This window comes from Klebsiella spallanzanii (assembly GCF_902158555.1).
Classification (GTDB): domain Bacteria; phylum Pseudomonadota; class Gammaproteobacteria; order Enterobacterales; family Enterobacteriaceae; genus Klebsiella; species Klebsiella spallanzanii.
This window is the reverse complement of record NZ_CABGGS010000001.1, coordinates 86,044-101,941: the sequence shown is the minus strand read 5'-3', so window position 1 is coordinate 101,941 and position 15,898 is coordinate 86,044. Positions and strand designations below refer to the sequence as shown.

At 52.4% G+C, this 15,898-nt stretch carries 12 protein-coding genes; 5 read left to right on the top strand and 7 right to left on the bottom strand.

Annotated elements, in window-relative coordinates; genetic code table 11:
* The first annotated feature begins 162 nt into the window (after positions 1-162).
* The 3 genes from ldtD (at position 163) to FN082_RS00485 (ending at position 3,470) form a co-directional block, all read left to right on the top strand.
* Entirely contained in the window at positions 163-1,956 is a 1,794-nt protein-coding gene (ldtD, locus tag FN082_RS00495; RefSeq protein WP_142980953.1) for a L,D-transpeptidase, read from the top strand.
* 301 nt (positions 1,957-2,257) lie between these two features.
* Positions 2,258-2,809, top strand: a complete 552-nt coding sequence (locus FN082_RS00490) for a YcbK family protein (protein WP_004130967.1) — start codon at positions 2,258-2,260, stop codon at positions 2,807-2,809.
* 13 nt (positions 2,810-2,822) lie between these two features.
* Positions 2,823-3,470 (top strand): MBL fold metallo-hydrolase, encoded by a 648-nt coding sequence (locus FN082_RS00485; protein WP_139537172.1) that lies wholly within the window; start codon positions 2,823-2,825, stop codon positions 3,468-3,470.
* A gap of 62 nt (positions 3,471-3,532) precedes the next feature.
* On the opposite strand, the gene FN082_RS00480 is transcribed toward FN082_RS00485, so the two are convergent.
* From FN082_RS00480 to pncB, 4 genes are all read right to left on the bottom strand, one after another.
* Complete coding sequence (locus FN082_RS00480; protein WP_139537173.1) at positions 3,533-4,723, bottom strand: amino acid aminotransferase; 1,191 nt, start codon at positions 4,721-4,723, stop codon at positions 3,533-3,535.
* Between the two features lie 187 nt (positions 4,724-4,910).
* Positions 4,911-6,008 (bottom strand): porin, encoded by a 1,098-nt coding sequence (locus FN082_RS00475; RefSeq protein ID WP_139537174.1) that lies wholly within the window; start codon positions 6,006-6,008, stop codon positions 4,911-4,913.
* 591 nt (positions 6,009-6,599) lie between these two features.
* Entirely contained in the window at positions 6,600-8,000 is a 1,401-nt protein-coding gene (asnS, locus tag FN082_RS00470; protein WP_139537175.1) for an asparagine--tRNA ligase, read from the bottom strand.
* A gap of 166 nt (positions 8,001-8,166) precedes the next feature.
* Positions 8,167-9,369: a nicotinate phosphoribosyltransferase gene (gene pncB, locus FN082_RS00465; RefSeq protein ID WP_142980952.1), complete on the bottom strand. Its 1,203-nt coding sequence runs from the start codon at positions 9,367-9,369 to the stop codon at positions 8,167-8,169.
* 328 nt (positions 9,370-9,697) lie between these two features.
* Between pncB and pepN the strand changes: the two genes are divergently transcribed.
* Positions 9,698-12,313, top strand: a complete 2,616-nt coding sequence (gene pepN / locus FN082_RS00460) for an aminopeptidase N (protein ID WP_142980951.1) — start codon at positions 9,698-9,700, stop codon at positions 12,311-12,313.
* A 65-nt stretch (positions 12,314-12,378) separates the two neighbouring features.
* On the opposite strand, the gene ssuB is transcribed toward pepN, so the two are convergent.
* From ssuB to ssuE, 3 genes are read right to left on the bottom strand one after another with little or no spacing between them, the layout of a single operon-like run.
* The gene (gene ssuB / locus FN082_RS00455; RefSeq protein WP_142980950.1) at positions 12,379-13,152 is read right to left on the bottom strand and encodes an aliphatic sulfonates ABC transporter ATP-binding protein; all 774 of its coding nucleotides are present in this window, start codon (positions 13,150-13,152) and stop codon (positions 12,379-12,381) included.
* On the bottom strand, positions 13,149-13,940 hold the full coding sequence (gene ssuC / locus FN082_RS00450) for an aliphatic sulfonate ABC transporter permease SsuC (RefSeq protein ID WP_142980949.1): 792 nt from the start codon (positions 13,938-13,940) through the stop codon (positions 13,149-13,151). Before ssuC ends, ssuB begins: the two co-directional genes overlap by 4 nt.
* 49 nt (positions 13,941-13,989) lie before the next feature.
* Positions 13,990-14,565: an NADPH-dependent FMN reductase gene (gene ssuE, locus FN082_RS00445; RefSeq protein WP_139537184.1), complete on the bottom strand. Its 576-nt coding sequence runs from the start codon at positions 14,563-14,565 to the stop codon at positions 13,990-13,992.
* 248 nt (positions 14,566-14,813) lie between these two features.
* On the opposite strand from ssuE, the gene pyrD reads away from it, so the two are divergent.
* Positions 14,814-15,824 carry a quinone-dependent dihydroorotate dehydrogenase gene (gene pyrD, locus FN082_RS00440; RefSeq protein ID WP_139537185.1) on the top strand — a complete coding sequence of 337 codons (1,011 nt, stop codon included), beginning with the start codon at positions 14,814-14,816 and terminating at the stop codon, positions 15,822-15,824.
* Positions 15,825-15,898 lie beyond the last annotated feature (74 nt).

The window sequence follows — 15,898 nt, the reverse complement described above, 5'->3', positions numbered from 1 at the left end:
AGGGCGACGCTATGTCGCCCTTTTTGTTATCCGTTCCTGTATTTTAGGATTGTATAATCTTTTAACTTCTTTACATTTGGGAAGGCAAAAGCGTTTTCGTCTTCATATACTGAAAGTAAGCCCCATTTTAGCGGGCAGCAATGTGTTAACAGGGGGCAAGGGATGTTGCTAAAGAAACGGTATGGTCGTCAATTGTCAGCGCTCAGCCTGAGCCTGGCTTTTGCATTTGCTCCACTGTTCAATGTCCAGGCCGAAGAGCCTGAAGTGGTACCAACAGACAGCTCAGCGACGATTGGCGAGATATCTTCTGCGCTGAGCCAGACCGAAAATCAATCTGCGTCGGTGGCCAAAATGGCCGGGGAGCAGGTGCTTTCCGCCGATGCGGCGGCAAAAAGTCGCGCCGATATTCAGGCAGTGCTGCCGTCGGGTTATCAACCTGTATTTATGAATCCGCTGGTATCGCTGTATGCGGCCAGGGATATGAAACCGATGTGGGATAACCGCGAGGCGGTACAGGCGTTTCAACAGCAGCTGGCTGAAGTTGCTATCGCCGGTTTTCAGCCTCAGTTCACCACTTGGGTTGAGCTGTTAACTGACCCGGCGGTGAATGGTCTGGCGAGAGACGTTGTGCTGTCTGATGCCATGATGGGCTATCTGCATTTTATCAGCGGCATTCCAACCCAGGGCAATCGCTGGCTGTATGGTACAAAGCCATATTCTATGTCGACGCCGCCGCTGTCGGTCATCAACCAGTGGCAGCTGGCGCTGGATAACGGCTCGCTGCCGCAGTTTATCGCGGGCCTGGCACCACAGCATCCGCAATATACCCCTATGCACCAGGCGCTGTTGGCTCAGGCCGCTGATTCCCGACCGTGGCCGCAGCTTACTGGCAAGACGTCGCTGCGTCCCGGCGAGTGGAGCAATGATATTGGCGCGCTGCGTGAAATTTTACAGCGTACCGGTATGCTGGATGATTCGGTAAAAATAGCCCTGCCTGGTGATGATGTGGTTAGCCCATCAGCTGAGAGGAAGGCTAAAAATAGCGGTCGCGGTGTTTACGACCGCCAGTTAGTTGAAGGCGTTAAGCGTTTTCAGGCGTGGCAGGGACTGGGCGCTGATGGCGTGATTGGTCAGTCAACCCGCGATTGGCTTAACGTATCACCCGCGCAACGTGCTGGTGTGCTGGCGCTGAACATTCAGCGTTTACGCCTGCTTCCGGGGAATCTCTCGACTGGAATTATGGTGAATATTCCCGCTTTCTCGCTGGTTTATTATCAGGATGGCAATCAGGTTCTGGCGTCGCGAGTGATTGTCGGTCGCCCGGATCGCAAAACGCCAATGATGAGCAGTGCGCTGAACAACGTCGTGGTCAACCCGCCGTGGAACGTACCGCCGACGCTGGCACGCAAAGATATCCTGCCGAAGGTGCGCAATAATCCTGGCTATCTCGAGCAGCATGGCTATACGGTAATGCGCGGCTGGAACAGTAAAGAGGCAATCGACCCTTATCAAGTGGATTGGGAAACGATAACCGCATCAAATCTGCCGTTCCGTTTCCAGCAGGCACCGGGTGCGCGCAATTCTTTGGGGCGGTATAAATTCAATATGCCGAGCTCGGATGCGATTTATCTGCACGATACGCCGAACCATAATTTGTTCCAGAGAGATGGACGAGCTTTAAGTTCTGGATGTGTTCGTGTGAATAAGGCTTCAGAGCTGGCGAATATGCTGCTGCAGGATGCTGGCTGGAACGATGCGCGAATTTCGGATGCGCTTAAACAAGGGAATACCCGTTACGTTAATATTCGTCAGAATATCCCGGTTAATCTCTATTATTTGACCGCATTTGTCGGTACTGATGGACGTACACAATATCGAACAGATATTTACAATTACGATCTCACCGCGCGATCCAGCGCACAAATCCTGCCAAAAGCTGAACAATTAATCAGATAAATGAAGTAATTCAACCGATTCGGCTGTCCTACTTCTGTGTGAAAACGGGCCTTGTTGTCTACAAGGCCCGTGTTTGCTGGGGTTAGGCTACCTTGACGTTGGCAATAATGCTCGGTAAGGTGCCTTCTGTGCGCCAGAAGTGCATATACATATAATCCTGCAAAATGCGTTGTAGCTGAAAGCGGCAGATTCTCTGTGGCTGATATTTCTTAGCCACCAGAAGATAGTCTTGGGCTGGCGGCTAACGGGCAAATTGCGGGAAAAGTATATTACGATTCATTTACCTGTAGACCTGATTATCATGGACAAATTTGACGCTAATCGCCGCAAACTGCTGGCGTTAGGTGGAGCTGCGCTCGGTGCTGCTGCCATTCTGCCTGCGCCGGCATTTGCCACCCTCTCGACCCCCCGACCGCGTATTTTGACGCTGAACAACCTGCATACTGGTGAATCACTCAAGGCGGAGTTTTTCGATGGCAGAGGCTATATTCAGGATGAATTAGCAAGACTTAATCATTTTTTCCGCGACTACCGTGCGAATAAAATTAAGTCGATCGATCCTGGTTTGTTCGATCAACTCTATCGCCTGCAGGGATTACTCGGCACCAATAAGCCCGTCCAACTTATTTCTGGTTATCGCTCTGTTGATACCAATAATGAGCTGCGTGCACGAAGCCGCGGTGTGGCAAAGCATAGCTATCACACCAAAGGCCAGGCCATGGATTTCCACATTGAAGGCATTTCGTTAAGCAATGTTCGCAAAGCGGCGTTATCTATGCGCACAGGTGGTGTAGGATACTACCCACGTAGCAACTTTGTGCATATTGATACCGGGCCGGTACGGCACTGGTAACGAAAGGAGCATCATGAACTATCGTATTATTCCGGTTACCGCGTTCGCGCAGAACTGTTCTTTAATCTGGTGTGAACAAACCAAACTGGCGGCACTGATCGATCCTGGCGGCGACGCTGAGCGAATCAAACAGGAAGTTACGGCGGCGGGCGTCAGCCTGATGCAGATTTTGCTCACTCATGGTCATCTTGATCACGTTGGTGCGGCGGCGGAACTGGCGCAACATTATGGCGTGCCGGTTATTGGTCCGGAAAAAGAAGATGAGTTCTGGCTGGAAGGTTTACCTGCGCAAAGCCGGATGTTTGGTCTGGAAGATTGCCAGCCGCTACAACCTGATCGCTGGCTTAATGAAGGGGATGTGGTCAGCGTAGGGAGCGTTTCCCTGCAGGTGCTGCACTGTCCAGGCCACACGCCAGGGCACGTGGTCTTCTTCGACGATGCCTCCCGGCTGCTGATTTCTGGCGATGTGATTTTTAAAGGCGGAGTAGGGCGCAGCGACTTCCCGCGCGGCGATCATAGTCAGCTGATCGATGCGATTAAACGCAAGCTATTGCCGCTGGGCGATGACGTGACGTTTATCCCCGGTCACGGACCTATCTCTACCCTTGGGTACGAACGCCTGCATAATCCGTTCCTGCAGGATGAAATGCCGGTCTGGTAAAGATACCGGAAAGGATGTTAAAAAGGCCGCAGATGCGGCCTTTGGTTTTACAGAACGCGAGGTTATAGCACGGCAACAATCGCTTCGCACAGCGGCGCCATGTTGTCAGGCGTCATACCGGCAACGTTAATACGTCCGGATGCAACGGCGTAAATTGCAAACTCTTCACGCAGGCGCAGTACCTGCTCTTTTGTCAGACCGCTGAACGAGAACATCCCGTTCTGCTGAATGATGAAGGAGAAGTCGCGGCTCGCGCCTTTCTCCTGCAGGGTATTCACGAACAGCAGACGCATGCGCTGAATACGCTGGCGCATGTCGGTCAGCTCTTGTTCCCAGATGGCGCGCAGCGCGTCGTTACTAAGAATGGTCGCAACTACCGATGCGCCGTGTGCCGGCGGGTTAGAGTAGTTTGCGCGAATCACGGATTTCATCTGGCTGAAAGCACGGTCTACCGTTTCCTGGTCAGCAGCAACCAGCGTACAGGCGCCTACGCGCTCGTTGTAGAGACCGAAGTTCTTGGAGTAGGAGCTGGCAACCAGCAGCTCTTTATGCAGCGCAGCGAACGCGCGCAGGCCTTCGGCATCTTCTTCCAGGCCGCGGGCAAAGCCCTGATAGGCAAAGTCAAACAGCGGCAGCCAACCTTTTTCTACAGAAAGCTGCGCGAGCTGTTGCCACTGCTCAAGCGTCGGGTCGATACCGGTTGGGTTGTGGCAGCAGCCGTGGAACAGAACCACGTCACCCGCCTGCGCTTCATTCAGGCTGGCCAGCAGGCCGTCGAAGTCGAGTTTATGGTTAGCGGCATCGTAGTAAGCGTATTCGCAAACTTCCAGCCCGGCGGAATTGAACACGCTTTTATGGTTCGGCCAGCTTGGGTTGCTCACCCAAATACGTTTAGCATCGGTGTTCTTCGCCAGAAAATCGGCAGCAACGCGCAGGCCACCGGTACCACCTGGGGTCTGTGCAGTACGGGCGCGCTTATCATTAATAATTGCGCTTCCTTTCCCAAACAGCAACTCCTGGGTGCAGCGACCAAATTCTGGAATACCATCAATGCCCAGATAATTTTTGGTGGTTTCATTTTCCAGCAGATATTGCTCTGCTTTTTTCACGCTAGTCAGGACCGGCGTTTTACCCGTTTCATCTTTATAAACACCAATTCCAAGATTAATTTTTGTTGGGCGGTCGTCGGCACGAAATAGATCGGCTAAACCCAGAATCGGGTCGGCAGGGGCGGCGGTAATGTTCTCAAACATGACGAGGTTCCATTGTGATTACTGAAGGGAAATCCGCTATCAGGTTAACGGGAGTTCTGTTAATTGCCAACCGTTTGCGACAAAAAGCGAGAAGGTTTTCAAAAGTTACGATCTTCATCTTAGGAACGCAGAAAAGCAGGACCGAAGTCCTGCTTTTTAGGCATATCACGAAGGGGTGTACTGCTGATTAGAACTGGTAAACGATACCTACTGCCGCCTGGTCGTCGGTAGACAGGCCAAGAGCTTTGGAGTAATCGTTGTCGTCCAACTGGTTGAATTTATATGCAGCGTAGACGTTCATGTTTTTGTTGAAGTAGTACCATGCACCCACTTCAATATATTTCACCAGATCTGCATCGCCGCCAGCGAAACGAGCGTTATTGGCGCTACGTGCAGTCAGGTCTTTACCCTTGGTTTGTACATAGCCGATGGACGGACGCAGACCGAAGTCGAACTGATATTGCACAACGGCTTCAAAGTTCTGCGTTTTGTTGGCGAAACGGTCACCTTCATTTTCCGGAGTCATGTTGTAGGTCTGAGAATACATGACTGCAGCGTAGACATTGTTAGCATCATACTTAGCGGAGGTTGCCCATGCTTCAGCTTTCTCGCCCTGACGGTCCGCTTTCTGATCACCGCTACGGTTAGAGTTAGCATAGCCTGCGGACAGCGCAATACCGTTGTCAAACGCGTAGGTTGCCGCGGTGCTGAAACCGTCGCCGTTCTGTTTCTTAACATCACGAGAAGTGGCGTCGTTTTTACCTTGGTACTGCAGCGCGAAGCTCAGGCCGTCAACCAGACCGAAGAAGTCAGAGTTACGGTAAGTTGCTACGCCGTTGGTACGGCCGGTCATGAAGTTGTCAGTGTAGTTCCAGCCATCGCCGCCCCACTCAACTAACATATCGGTTGCTGCTTCTACGTCGTAGATAGCGCCGTAGTTACGACCATAATCGAATGAACCATATTCACCCGCTTTCAGGCCGGCGAAAGCCAGACGAGTTTTAGTGGTCTGGGAACCTTCAACATTGGAGGCGTCCATGTTGTATTCCCACTGACCGTAACCGGTCAGCTGGTCGTTGATCTGGGTTTCGCCTTTCAGACCGATACGAGCATAGGTGGTGTCTTCACTGCTGGTGTCGCCGTTGGTGGTCCAAACGTGCTCGCCAACCATTTTTCCGTAAAAATCCAATTTGTTGCCGTTTTTGTTATAGATTTCTGCAGCGTTAGCTGCACCGGCTACCAGCAGGGCAGGAATTACCGCTGCCAGAATTTTGCGCTTCATCATTATTTATTACCCTCATTTATATTTTTTTATGAACACTTGCCACTGCCGCCAATAAGTTTCGTCAATAAAAAATTACGGAACTATTGATGATAGTTTGGTGTCTGGAGGCATCTTTCCATCCAGAACAACGTTTCGCTAGCCTGAAAATGCTACCAATGTCGCATATGAGTAACCAAAAGAAAGTGTATGTAACAATATGTGTATTTTAGGGAACTTTGTGAACTCAATCAACATTCCAGCGGTGTTTGTCGACGAAATCGACTATTCATATATATCTATATGAATTAATTATGATTAATTTAGATAAGAGAGGGTTTGTGCATTTTGTGTTGGAATTTTGATTCTTTTTTATTCAATGCGTGTCTTTGCAAGATGTGCTGTCAGTGGTTAAAAAATGAGCAAAATAATCATTGGGTTTGGTAATTTATGAACATAAGGTGCGGTTTTTATCTTTGGGCTGGGATGAAATAGTGCGTAACATAAATGTGAATCTTGAAGGTTGATGTTTAAATTTCCTGAATTTTGTTAACGGAAATTGACATAAAAAAAGGCCAGCTTGCGCTGGCCTTTTGGCTTTATTGTAGAAAAAAATCAGAATGTCGCGTTACGCGGGGTCCGTGGGAACGGAATAACGTCACGCACGTTCTGCACGCCGGTCACGTAAGCGATCAGGCGCTCAAAGCCCAGACCAAAACCGGAGTGCGGTACGGTACCGTAGCGACGCAGGTCGCGATACCACCAGTAGTCTTCTTTATTAAGGCCCATTTCTGCCATACGCGCATCAAGCACGTCCAGGCGTTCTTCACGCTGGGAGCCGCCGATGATTTCGCCGATGCCCGGAGCCAGAACGTCCATAGCGGCAACGGTTTTACCGTCTTCGTTAAGACGCATATAGAACGCCTTAATCTCTTTCGGATAGTTTTTGACAACCACCGGTGCTTTGAAGTGCTCTTCAGCAAGATAGCGCTCATGCTCGGAGGAGAGATCCACACCCCAGTACACCGGGTTTTCAAACTGCTTACCGCAGTTTTCAAGAATGGTGACCGCATCAGTGTAATCAACCTGAGCGAAATCAGCGGACACAAAGCGTTGCAGACGGTCGATAGCGTCTTTATCCACACGTTCAGCAAAGAATTTCATGTCATCCGCTCGTTCTTCCAGAACGGCTTTGAAGACGTACTTCAGCATGGCTTCCGCCAGACCAGCAACATCGTTCAGGTTAGCAAAAGCGACTTCCGGCTCCAGCATCCAGAATTCTGCCAGGTGGCGACTGGTGTTAGAGTTTTCCGCACGGAAGGTTGGACCGAAGGTGTAGATTTTTGACAGCGCGCAGGCATAGGTTTCGCCGTTCAGCTGGCCGGAAACGGTCAGGAATGACTCTTTACCAAAGAAGTCTTTATCGAAATCGACCTTGCCCTGATCGTTGCGCGGCAGGTTTTCCAGATCCAGCGTCGAAACGCGGAACATCTCGCCAGCACCTTCGGTATCCGAAGCGGTAATCAGCGGAGTAGAAACCCAGAAGAAACCCTGCTCATCGAAGAAACGATGCAGCGCCTGCGCCAGCGTATGGCGAACGCGAGCTACTGCGCCAATCAGGTTGGTACGCGGACGCAGGTGGGCCACTTCACGCAGATACTCGATGCTGTGGCGTTTTGCCGCCATTGGGTAAGTATCCGGATCTTCGACCCAGCCGGTGACTTCAACATGACTGGCCTGAATTTCAAAACTCTGACCCTGGCCCTGAGATGCCACGACTTTACCGGTTACGATGACCGAGCAGCCGGTAGTCAGGCGCAGCACTTCCTGATTGTAATTGGGAAGAGAATTACTGATGACGGCCTGTACAGGATCAAAGCAGGAACCGTCATAGACGGCGAGGAAAGAAAAGCCAGCTTTAGAATCTCGGCGGGTACGCACCCATCCGCGCACGGTGACTTCGCTGTCAACGGCAACGCGGCCCTGGAGTACGTCGGCTACAGGCACAACGCTCATAATAGTCTCTCTTATTAGTCCAATAGAAAAATCTGTATCCCCCTTCAGCGGGGGGATATCTATGTTACCTGTCATCTTCTATCAGACAAGTAGATTTCGCATCTGAAAGGGGATAATTCGGCAATAATAATAAAGAAAAAGGAGCCTGAGCGGCTCCTTGAGGAGATTAACTCGCCTTTTTAACCGGCGGCAGGTCAAAAGCTTTGCGCAGGGCGCGCACAAACGCTTTATCGTGGCAAATCGTTTTACCCGGGCTATCGGAAAGTTTCGCCACCGGCTTACCGTTGCACTCCACTAGCTTGATAACAATATTCAGCGGCTTAACCTGAGGAATATCGCAGGTCAGCCGGGTGCCGATGCCGAAGCTCAAATTCACCCGCGACGAGAAGTGGCGATATAAATCGACCGCTTTGGTCAGGTCGAGGTTATCGGAAAACACCAGCACTTTACTCAACGGATTGATGCCCAGTTTTTTATAGTGTGCGATAGCCTTCTCGCCCCATTCCACCGGATCGCCGGAATCGTGACGCAGTCCCTGATAGCGGGTTGCAAACTCCGGGCCGAAATCGCGCAGGAAGGCGTCCATCGTAATGCAGTCGGTCAGGGCGATACCCAACTGATCAGGATACTCCTCCAGCCAGGCCGCGAGAGCCGCGCGCTGGCTGCTGGCCAGGCTTGGGCTGATTTGCTGATGCGCCTGGAACCATTCGTGCGCCTGGGTTCCCATTGGGGTCAGATCCAGACGACGCGCCAGATCGTAGTTGCTGGTGCCGGTGAACCACGGCTCCTGCTGCAGACGCTCAACAATGGCCTGCTGTACTTCACGCGAGAAGCGGCGGCGGGTACCGAAATCCATCAGGCGGAAACCGGACATATCGACGTCAGCAGTGAGGTGATTAAAATCGACCAATTTATGCTCGAGGGTCTTAAGCGCTAAGTCAACGCTGGTTTCTGGTGAACGATAGTGATGAACCAGCTCGCTTATCACCGCCAGCAGCGGAACTTCCCACATAATGACTTCAAGCCACGGGCCGGAAAGGCGAATATTAAGCTTGCCGTTGTCATTGGTGACGGAAACCTGGCGTGGGTCGTAGCGAAAATTGCGCAGCCAGTCGAGATAGTCTTGCGAAAAGAAGGGCAGGCCCGACAGCCAGTGATATTCATCGTCCTGCAGTCTCAGGTCGCGCATCGTCTCAACCTGTTCGCGAATCGCATCGGCATAGATGCCGAGCAAATCGTCCCCACGGCAGCGGAACTCCGCCGCGACCTGTACATCATTGTAGCGGTGGAAGACAGCCTGCTGCATGTGCAGCTTGTAGGCATCCGTATCAAGCAGCGAGTGCAGTACAGGAGAAGTGAATTGGGTCATGGTGCGCAGTAGCATCCTCTCACTGGAGCGTTTCCATCAAAACCAAAGCGGTAAAAAGGAGGCGGAGTATACCTGTAATACCCGACTCTGTCCCGCGGCGACGGCTGATGACGACGCTAACGGTCATTTGCGAGGCCTAGTTTAATATATTGAACACGCATCACACCACAAGCTTTGCGCCTGGTCGAGCGCATTTCGTGCCTCTGGTGTTATCAAAATGTAGCAATTTTCATGTTTGGCATTGAAAAGATGAAGATTCTGCGTAGCGAGATTTGCGCAACAGGAATAGACTGAGTCGACACTTTACAGGACATGCTAAAGGTTTTTTATGACACAACAGCCCCAAGCCAAATACCGCCACGACTATCGTGCGCCGGATTATCTGATTAGCGATATCGATTTGACCTTTGACCTGGACGCCGCGAAAACCGTTGTGACGGCTGAGAGCAAGGTCTCCCGCCATGCGGCTACGTCTGATGTGCCATTGCGTCTGGATGGCGAAGACCTGACGTTGGTCTCTCTGCAGGTTAATGGTCAACCGTGGAGCGACTACAAGGAAGAAAATAACCAGCTGGTAATTTGCGGGTTGCCGGAACATTTCACCCTGACCATCGTCAACGAAATTAGCCCGGCGGCCAATACCGCGCTGGAAGGGCTGTACCAGTCGGGTGAAGCGCTGTGTACCCAGTGCGAAGCGGAAGGTTTCCGCCATATTACCTGGTATCTGGACCGCCCGGACGTTTTGGCGCGCTTCACCACCAAAATCATCGCCGATAAAACAAAATATCCGTTCCTGCTCTCTAACGGTAACCGCGTGGCCCAGGGCGAGCTGGAAAATGGCCGTCACTGGATCCAGTGGCAGGATCCGTTCCCGAAACCTTGCTACCTGTTTGCGCTGGTGGCCGGTGATTTCGACGTCCTGCGTGATACCTTCAAAACCCGCTCCGGGCGTGAAGTCGCGCTTGAGCTGTACGTTGACCGCGGCAACTTGGATCGCGCGCCGTGGGCGATGACCTCGTTGCAAAACTCCATGAAGTGGGACGAAACGCGCTTCGGTCTGGAATACGATCTCGACATCTATATGATTGTCGCCGTCGACTTCTTCAATATGGGGGCGATGGAGAACAAGGGGCTTAACGTCTTTAACTCCAAATACGTGCTGGCGCGTACCGATACCGCGACCGATAAAGATTATCTGGATATCGAACGGGTTATTGGCCACGAATATTTCCATAACTGGACCGGTAACCGCGTAACCTGCCGCGACTGGTTCCAGCTCAGCCTGAAAGAAGGCCTGACCGTTTTCCGCGACCAGGAGTTCAGCTCTGACCTTGGTTCGCGGGCGGTTAATCGCATTAACAATGTGCGCACCATGCGTGGTATGCAGTTTGCCGAAGACGCCAGCCCGATGGCGCATCCGATTCGTCCGGATATGGTTATCGAAATGAACAACTTCTACACCCTGACGGTGTATGAGAAGGGCGCGGAAGTCATTCGCATGCTGCACACTCTGTTGGGTGAAGAGAATTTCCAGAAAGGGATGCAGCTGTACTTTGAACGCCACGACGGCAGCGCCGCCACCTGCGACGATTTTGTTCAGGCGATGGAGGATGCTTCCAATGTTGACCTGTCCCACTTCCGCCGCTGGTATAGCCAGTCCGGGACGCCGATTGTTACCGTCCATGACGATTACAACCCGGAAACGGAGCAGTATACGCTGACCATCAGCCAGCGTACGCCGCCGACGTCTGAACAGGCAGAGAAGCTGCCGCTGCACATTCCGTTCGACATTGAACTTTATGATAACGAAGGAAAAGTGATTCCGTTGCAGAAGGGCGGACACCCGGTACATCACGTGCTGAACGTCACTCAGGCAGAGCAGACTTTTGTTTTTGATAATGTCTACTTCCAGCCGGTACCGGCGCTGCTTTGTGAATTCTCTGCGCCGGTGAAGCTGGAGTACAAATGGAGCGATCAGCAACTGACGTTCCTGATGCGCCACGCGCGCAATGATTTCTCCCGCTGGGATGCGGCGCAAAGCCTGCTGGCAACGTATATCAAGCTCAACGTCAATCGCCATCAGCAGGGTCAGCCGCTGTCGCTGCCTGTTCACGTTGCCGATGCGTTCCGCGCGATTCTGCTGGATGAAAAGATCGATCCGGCGTTGGCGGCGGAGATCCTGACGCTGCCTTCGGCTAATGAAATTGCGGAACTGTTCGCGGTTATCGATCCGATCGCTATCGCCGCAGTGCGTGAAGCGCTCACCCGTACGTTGGCGAAAGAACTGGCAGACGAGTTCCTGGTGATTTACAACGCCAACAAGCTCGACAGCTATCGCGTTGAACATGCCGATATCGGCAAGCGTTCTCTACGTAACACCTGCTTGCGCTACCTGGCGTTTGGCGATGCGGAGCTGGCGGATAAACTGGTCAGTGCGCAGTATCACCATGCCGACAATATGACCGATGCTCTGGCGGCGTTGTCGGCGGCAGTCGCGGCTCAGCTGCCGTGCCGCGATGCCCTGATGCAGGAGTATGACGACAAATGGCACCAGGACGGCCTGGTGATGGACAAATGGTTTATCCTGCAGTCCACCAGCCCGGCGGATAACGTGCTGGAAACGGTACGTAGCTTGCTGAATCATCGTTCATTTAGTCTGAGCAACCCGAACCGCATCCGTTCGCTGATAGGTGCCTTTGCGGGGAGCAACCCGGCGGCATTCCACGCTGAAGACGGTAGCGGCTATCAGTTCCTGGTTGAGATGCTGACTGAACTGAACAGCCGCAATCCGCAGGTTGCCTCACGTCTGATTGAGCCGTTGATTCGCCTGAAACGCTATGATGAGAAGCGTCAGGCGCTGATGCGCGCGGCGCTGAAGCAGTTAAAAGGCCTGGAGAATCTTTCCGGGGATCTGTTTGAGAAAATCAGCAAAGCGCTGGCGTAACGCCAGCGCGAGTCCAAACCTGTAGCCCCGCTAAGCACAGCGCCAGCGGGGAAACGTCGCAGTCGTTAACCGTGACTCACTAAGCGCGGCGAGGATTCACTCTTGCCGCGCTGCATCACCCGATTCAATACTTCCGCTTCCAGTTCGGCCAGCTTCGCTGAGCCTGTGCGTCTGGGCCGTGGAATATCTACCAGCAGATCCAGGCCAATTTTCCCTTCTTCAATTAGCAAAACGCGATCGGCCATGGCCACCGCCTCGCTGACGTCATGGGTCACCAGCAGGACGGTAAATCCATGCTCCTGCCACAGCGAAACGATCAGATCCTGCATTTCCAGACGAGTTAACGCGTCCAGCGCACCCAGCGGCTCATCAAGCAGTAATAATCCAGGGCGATGAATTAGCGCACGGGCCAGCGCCACGCGCTGTTTCTGCCCGCCGGAAAGCGCCGCAGGCCATTCACTGGCGCGATCCTCCAGACCGACGCTCGCCAACGCCTTAAGCGCAGCCTCGCGCCACTGGCCTTTTAGCCCGAGGCCAACATTGTCAATTACCGTTTTCCACGGTAGCAGGCGTGAGTCCTGAAACATCATCCGGGTATCGTCCTGGACTTGCGCCAGCGGCGTTGAACCAGCAAGCAGTTCACCGGCGTTGGGCTTTTCCAGCCCGGCCAGCAACCGCAGCAGGGTGCTTTTACCGCCGCCGCTGCGCCCGACTACCGCGACAAATTGCCCGGTGGGAATATGCAGATCGAGTTCGTTCAGGATCGTCTTGCTACCATAACGCTTGCTTACGCCGTTTAGCAGCAGCGGGATCCCCGGATTAAGACGCGCGGTTGTCATGCGGTGACCTCCTGAAGGTGATAAGCCGGGTTCCAGCGCAGCCAGACGCGTTCCAGAAGCTGGGCGCTGAAGTCGGCCAGTTTGCCGAGAATGGCGTAAAGAATAATGGCGACCACCACGACATCGGTTTGCAGAAATTCGCGGGCATTCATCGCCAGGTAGCCGATACCGGCGTTAGCAGAGATAGTTTCGGCAACAATCAGCGTTAACCACATCAGGCCGAGCGCAAAACGAATACCGACCATAATAGAGGGCAGGGCGCCAGGCAGGATCACGTGACGGAACAGAGCAAAGCCGGATAAACCGTAGCTGCGGGCCATCTCGACCAGTCCTCTGTCGATGTTGCGGATCCCGTGCCAGGTATTGATGTAAATCGGGAACATGGTCCCCAGTGCGACGAGAAAGATTTTGGCGCTTTCATCAATGCCGAACCATAAAATTACCAGCGGGATCAGCGCGAGGTGCGGCACGTTACGCAGCATTTGAATCGACGTATCCAGCAGGCGTTCACCCCAACGTGACAGGCCGCTGATAAGCCCCAGAACCAGGCCAATGGAACCGCCAATGCTGAAGCCGATAAGCGCACGCCATGAGCTGATTGCCAGATGCTGCCACAGTTCACCGCTGGCGGAGAGCGTCCAGAAAGCTTTTAGTACGCCTTCTGGTGAAGGCAAAATGCGGGTGGATAGCCAACCGATGGAGGAGGCGAATTGCCAAACGATCACGCTACCGACCGGCAAAAGCCAGGGGGCCAGACGGATCAGAAATTTTTGCGAAAGGGTCGCCATAGTCTATTCCTTTATTCTCTTAGTCCCGTCGCGATACTGGCGGCGGCTATTAAACATGTTCAACCCGCTGTAAGGTTTTCAATGCTGGCGCGCGACTACTGGGACGGTGCAGCGCTTGCCAGAAGGTTTCCAGCGCCTGGTCGAGCCGGCCCTGCAGGTTGGGCGTAAACTGGGGTTTATGCTGATAATCGGTGACCTGGCTATCGTCAGCGAAGACGCCATGAAGGATCTCCTGGGCTTTCAACGCATTGAGTACCGGTTTTAAGGCGTAATCGACCGCCAGCATATGTGCGATGGTTCCGCCAGTAGCCAGCGGCAGGACGATTTTGCCTTCCAGTGCGCGCTCCGGGAGCAGGTCGAGTAGCGTCTTCAGCGCGCCGGAAAAAGAGGCTTTATAAACCGGGGTGGCGATAATCAGCCCATCTGCATCAGCAAGTTGTTCATTCAGCGCATGCAGAGCGGGGTTATCAAAGCGTGCGTAGAGCAGGTCTTCCGGGGCAAAATTTTGCAGATGCCAGTGGCAGACTTCGATTTCCGCAGCGGAGAGCGTCTCTCTGGCGTATTCCAGAAGCGCGCTGGAGCGGGAAGGGTAACGCGGGCTACCCGCAAGTGTTATGACTCGCATACTCTCTCCTTATAACTAAATATTCAATTTTATCGATAATTGATAACATTTAGCGGCAGTGTGACAGAGCGCTTTTATTTCCCTAAATGATTTATCCAGCGTTGAATTGTCAGAAAGTGCATAAAGAGGGAGACAAAAGTAAACGTTTGCGTCTGAGATGCGATTTTTTGTCGCAGGTCAATTCCCTTTCCGGGGTGGATCGCACATAATACGCCCCCGGTTTGCACACCGGGAATCCAGGAGAGTTCATGTACTACCCCTTCGTTCGTAAAGCCCTTTTTCAGCTCGACCCTGAGCGCGCTCATGAAGTAACCTTTCAACAATTACGCCGTGTTTCAGGCACACCGCTGGAAATGTTGGTTCGCCAGAAGGTGCCGACAAAGCCGGTAACCTGTATGGGGCTCACATTTAAGAACCCGCTGGGTCTGGCCGCCGGATTGGATAAAAATGGCGAGTGTATTGATGCACTCGGGGCAATGGGTTTTGGTTCAATTGAAATTGGTACCGTGACGCCTCGTCCGCAGCCGGGTAACGATAAGCCAAGGATCTTCCGCCTGGTTGATGCCGAAGGTTTGATCAACCGCATGGGCTTTAATAACCACGGTGTGGATAACCTGGTTGAGAACGTAAAAAAGGCGCATTTCGACGGTATCCTGGGGATTAATATCGGCAAGAATAAAGATACCCCGGTAGAGCAAGGTAAAGATGATTATCTGATTTGTATGGAGAAAATCTATGCTTATGCCGGATATATCGCGATTAATATCTCCTCGCCGAATACCCCAGGACTGCGTACTTTACAATACGGCGATGCGCTGGATGATTTACTTTCTGGTATTAAAAATAAGCAACGTGAGCTGCAAGATAAGCATCAGAAATATGTTCCGGTAGCCGTGAAGATCGCGCCGGATCTTTCCGTTGAGGAATTGATCCAGGTAGCGGACAGCCTGGTTCGACATAATATTGATGGGGTCATTGCCACCAATACCACGCTGGATCGATCGCTGGTGCAGGGAATGAAAAATTGCGATGAAACAGGTGGGCTTAGCGGGCGTCCGTTGCAATTAAAAAGTACAGAAATTATCCGCATGCTCTCTGCTGAATTAAATGGCCGTTTGCCCATTATCGGAGTCGGTGGTATTGACTCGGTGATTGCGGCCCGTGAAAAGATAGCCGCAGGTGCGACTCTGGTACAGATTTATTCTGGGTTTATTTTCAAAGGTCCGCCGCTGATTAAAGAAATTGTTACCCATATCTAATCTTTTCCCTTCTTATATCCTACCAGGGCTTTATTTATAGCCCTGGTTGTTTTATATTCTTTCATTGTTGCTTA

Coding starts and splice junctions, on each gene's coding strand:
- ldtD (WP_142980953.1), top strand. CDS start 163: ATGTTGCTAAAGAAACGGTATGGTCGTCAATTGTCAGCGCTCAGCCTG.
- FN082_RS00490 (WP_004130967.1), top strand. CDS start 2,258: ATGGACAAATTTGACGCTAATCGCCGCAAACTGCTGGCGTTAGGTGGA.
- FN082_RS00485 (WP_139537172.1), top strand. CDS start 2,823: ATGAACTATCGTATTATTCCGGTTACCGCGTTCGCGCAGAACTGTTCT.
- FN082_RS00480 (WP_139537173.1), bottom strand. CDS start 4,723: ATGTTTGAGAACATTACCGCCGCCCCTGCCGACCCGATTCTGGGTTTA.
- FN082_RS00475 (WP_139537174.1), bottom strand. CDS start 6,008: ATGATGAAGCGCAAAATTCTGGCAGCGGTAATTCCTGCCCTGCTGGTA.
- asnS (WP_139537175.1), bottom strand. CDS start 8,000: ATGAGCGTTGTGCCTGTAGCCGACGTACTCCAGGGCCGCGTTGCCGTT.
- pncB (WP_142980952.1), bottom strand. CDS start 9,369: ATGACCCAATTCACTTCTCCTGTACTGCACTCGCTGCTTGATACGGAT.
- pepN (WP_142980951.1), top strand. CDS start 9,698: ATGACACAACAGCCCCAAGCCAAATACCGCCACGACTATCGTGCGCCG.
- ssuB (WP_142980950.1), bottom strand. CDS start 13,152: ATGACAACCGCGCGTCTTAATCCGGGGATCCCGCTGCTGCTAAACGGC.
- ssuC (WP_142980949.1), bottom strand. CDS start 13,940: ATGGCGACCCTTTCGCAAAAATTTCTGATCCGTCTGGCCCCCTGGCTT.
- ssuE (WP_139537184.1), bottom strand. CDS start 14,565: ATGCGAGTCATAACACTTGCGGGTAGCCCGCGTTACCCTTCCCGCTCC.
- pyrD (WP_139537185.1), top strand. CDS start 14,814: ATGTACTACCCCTTCGTTCGTAAAGCCCTTTTTCAGCTCGACCCTGAG.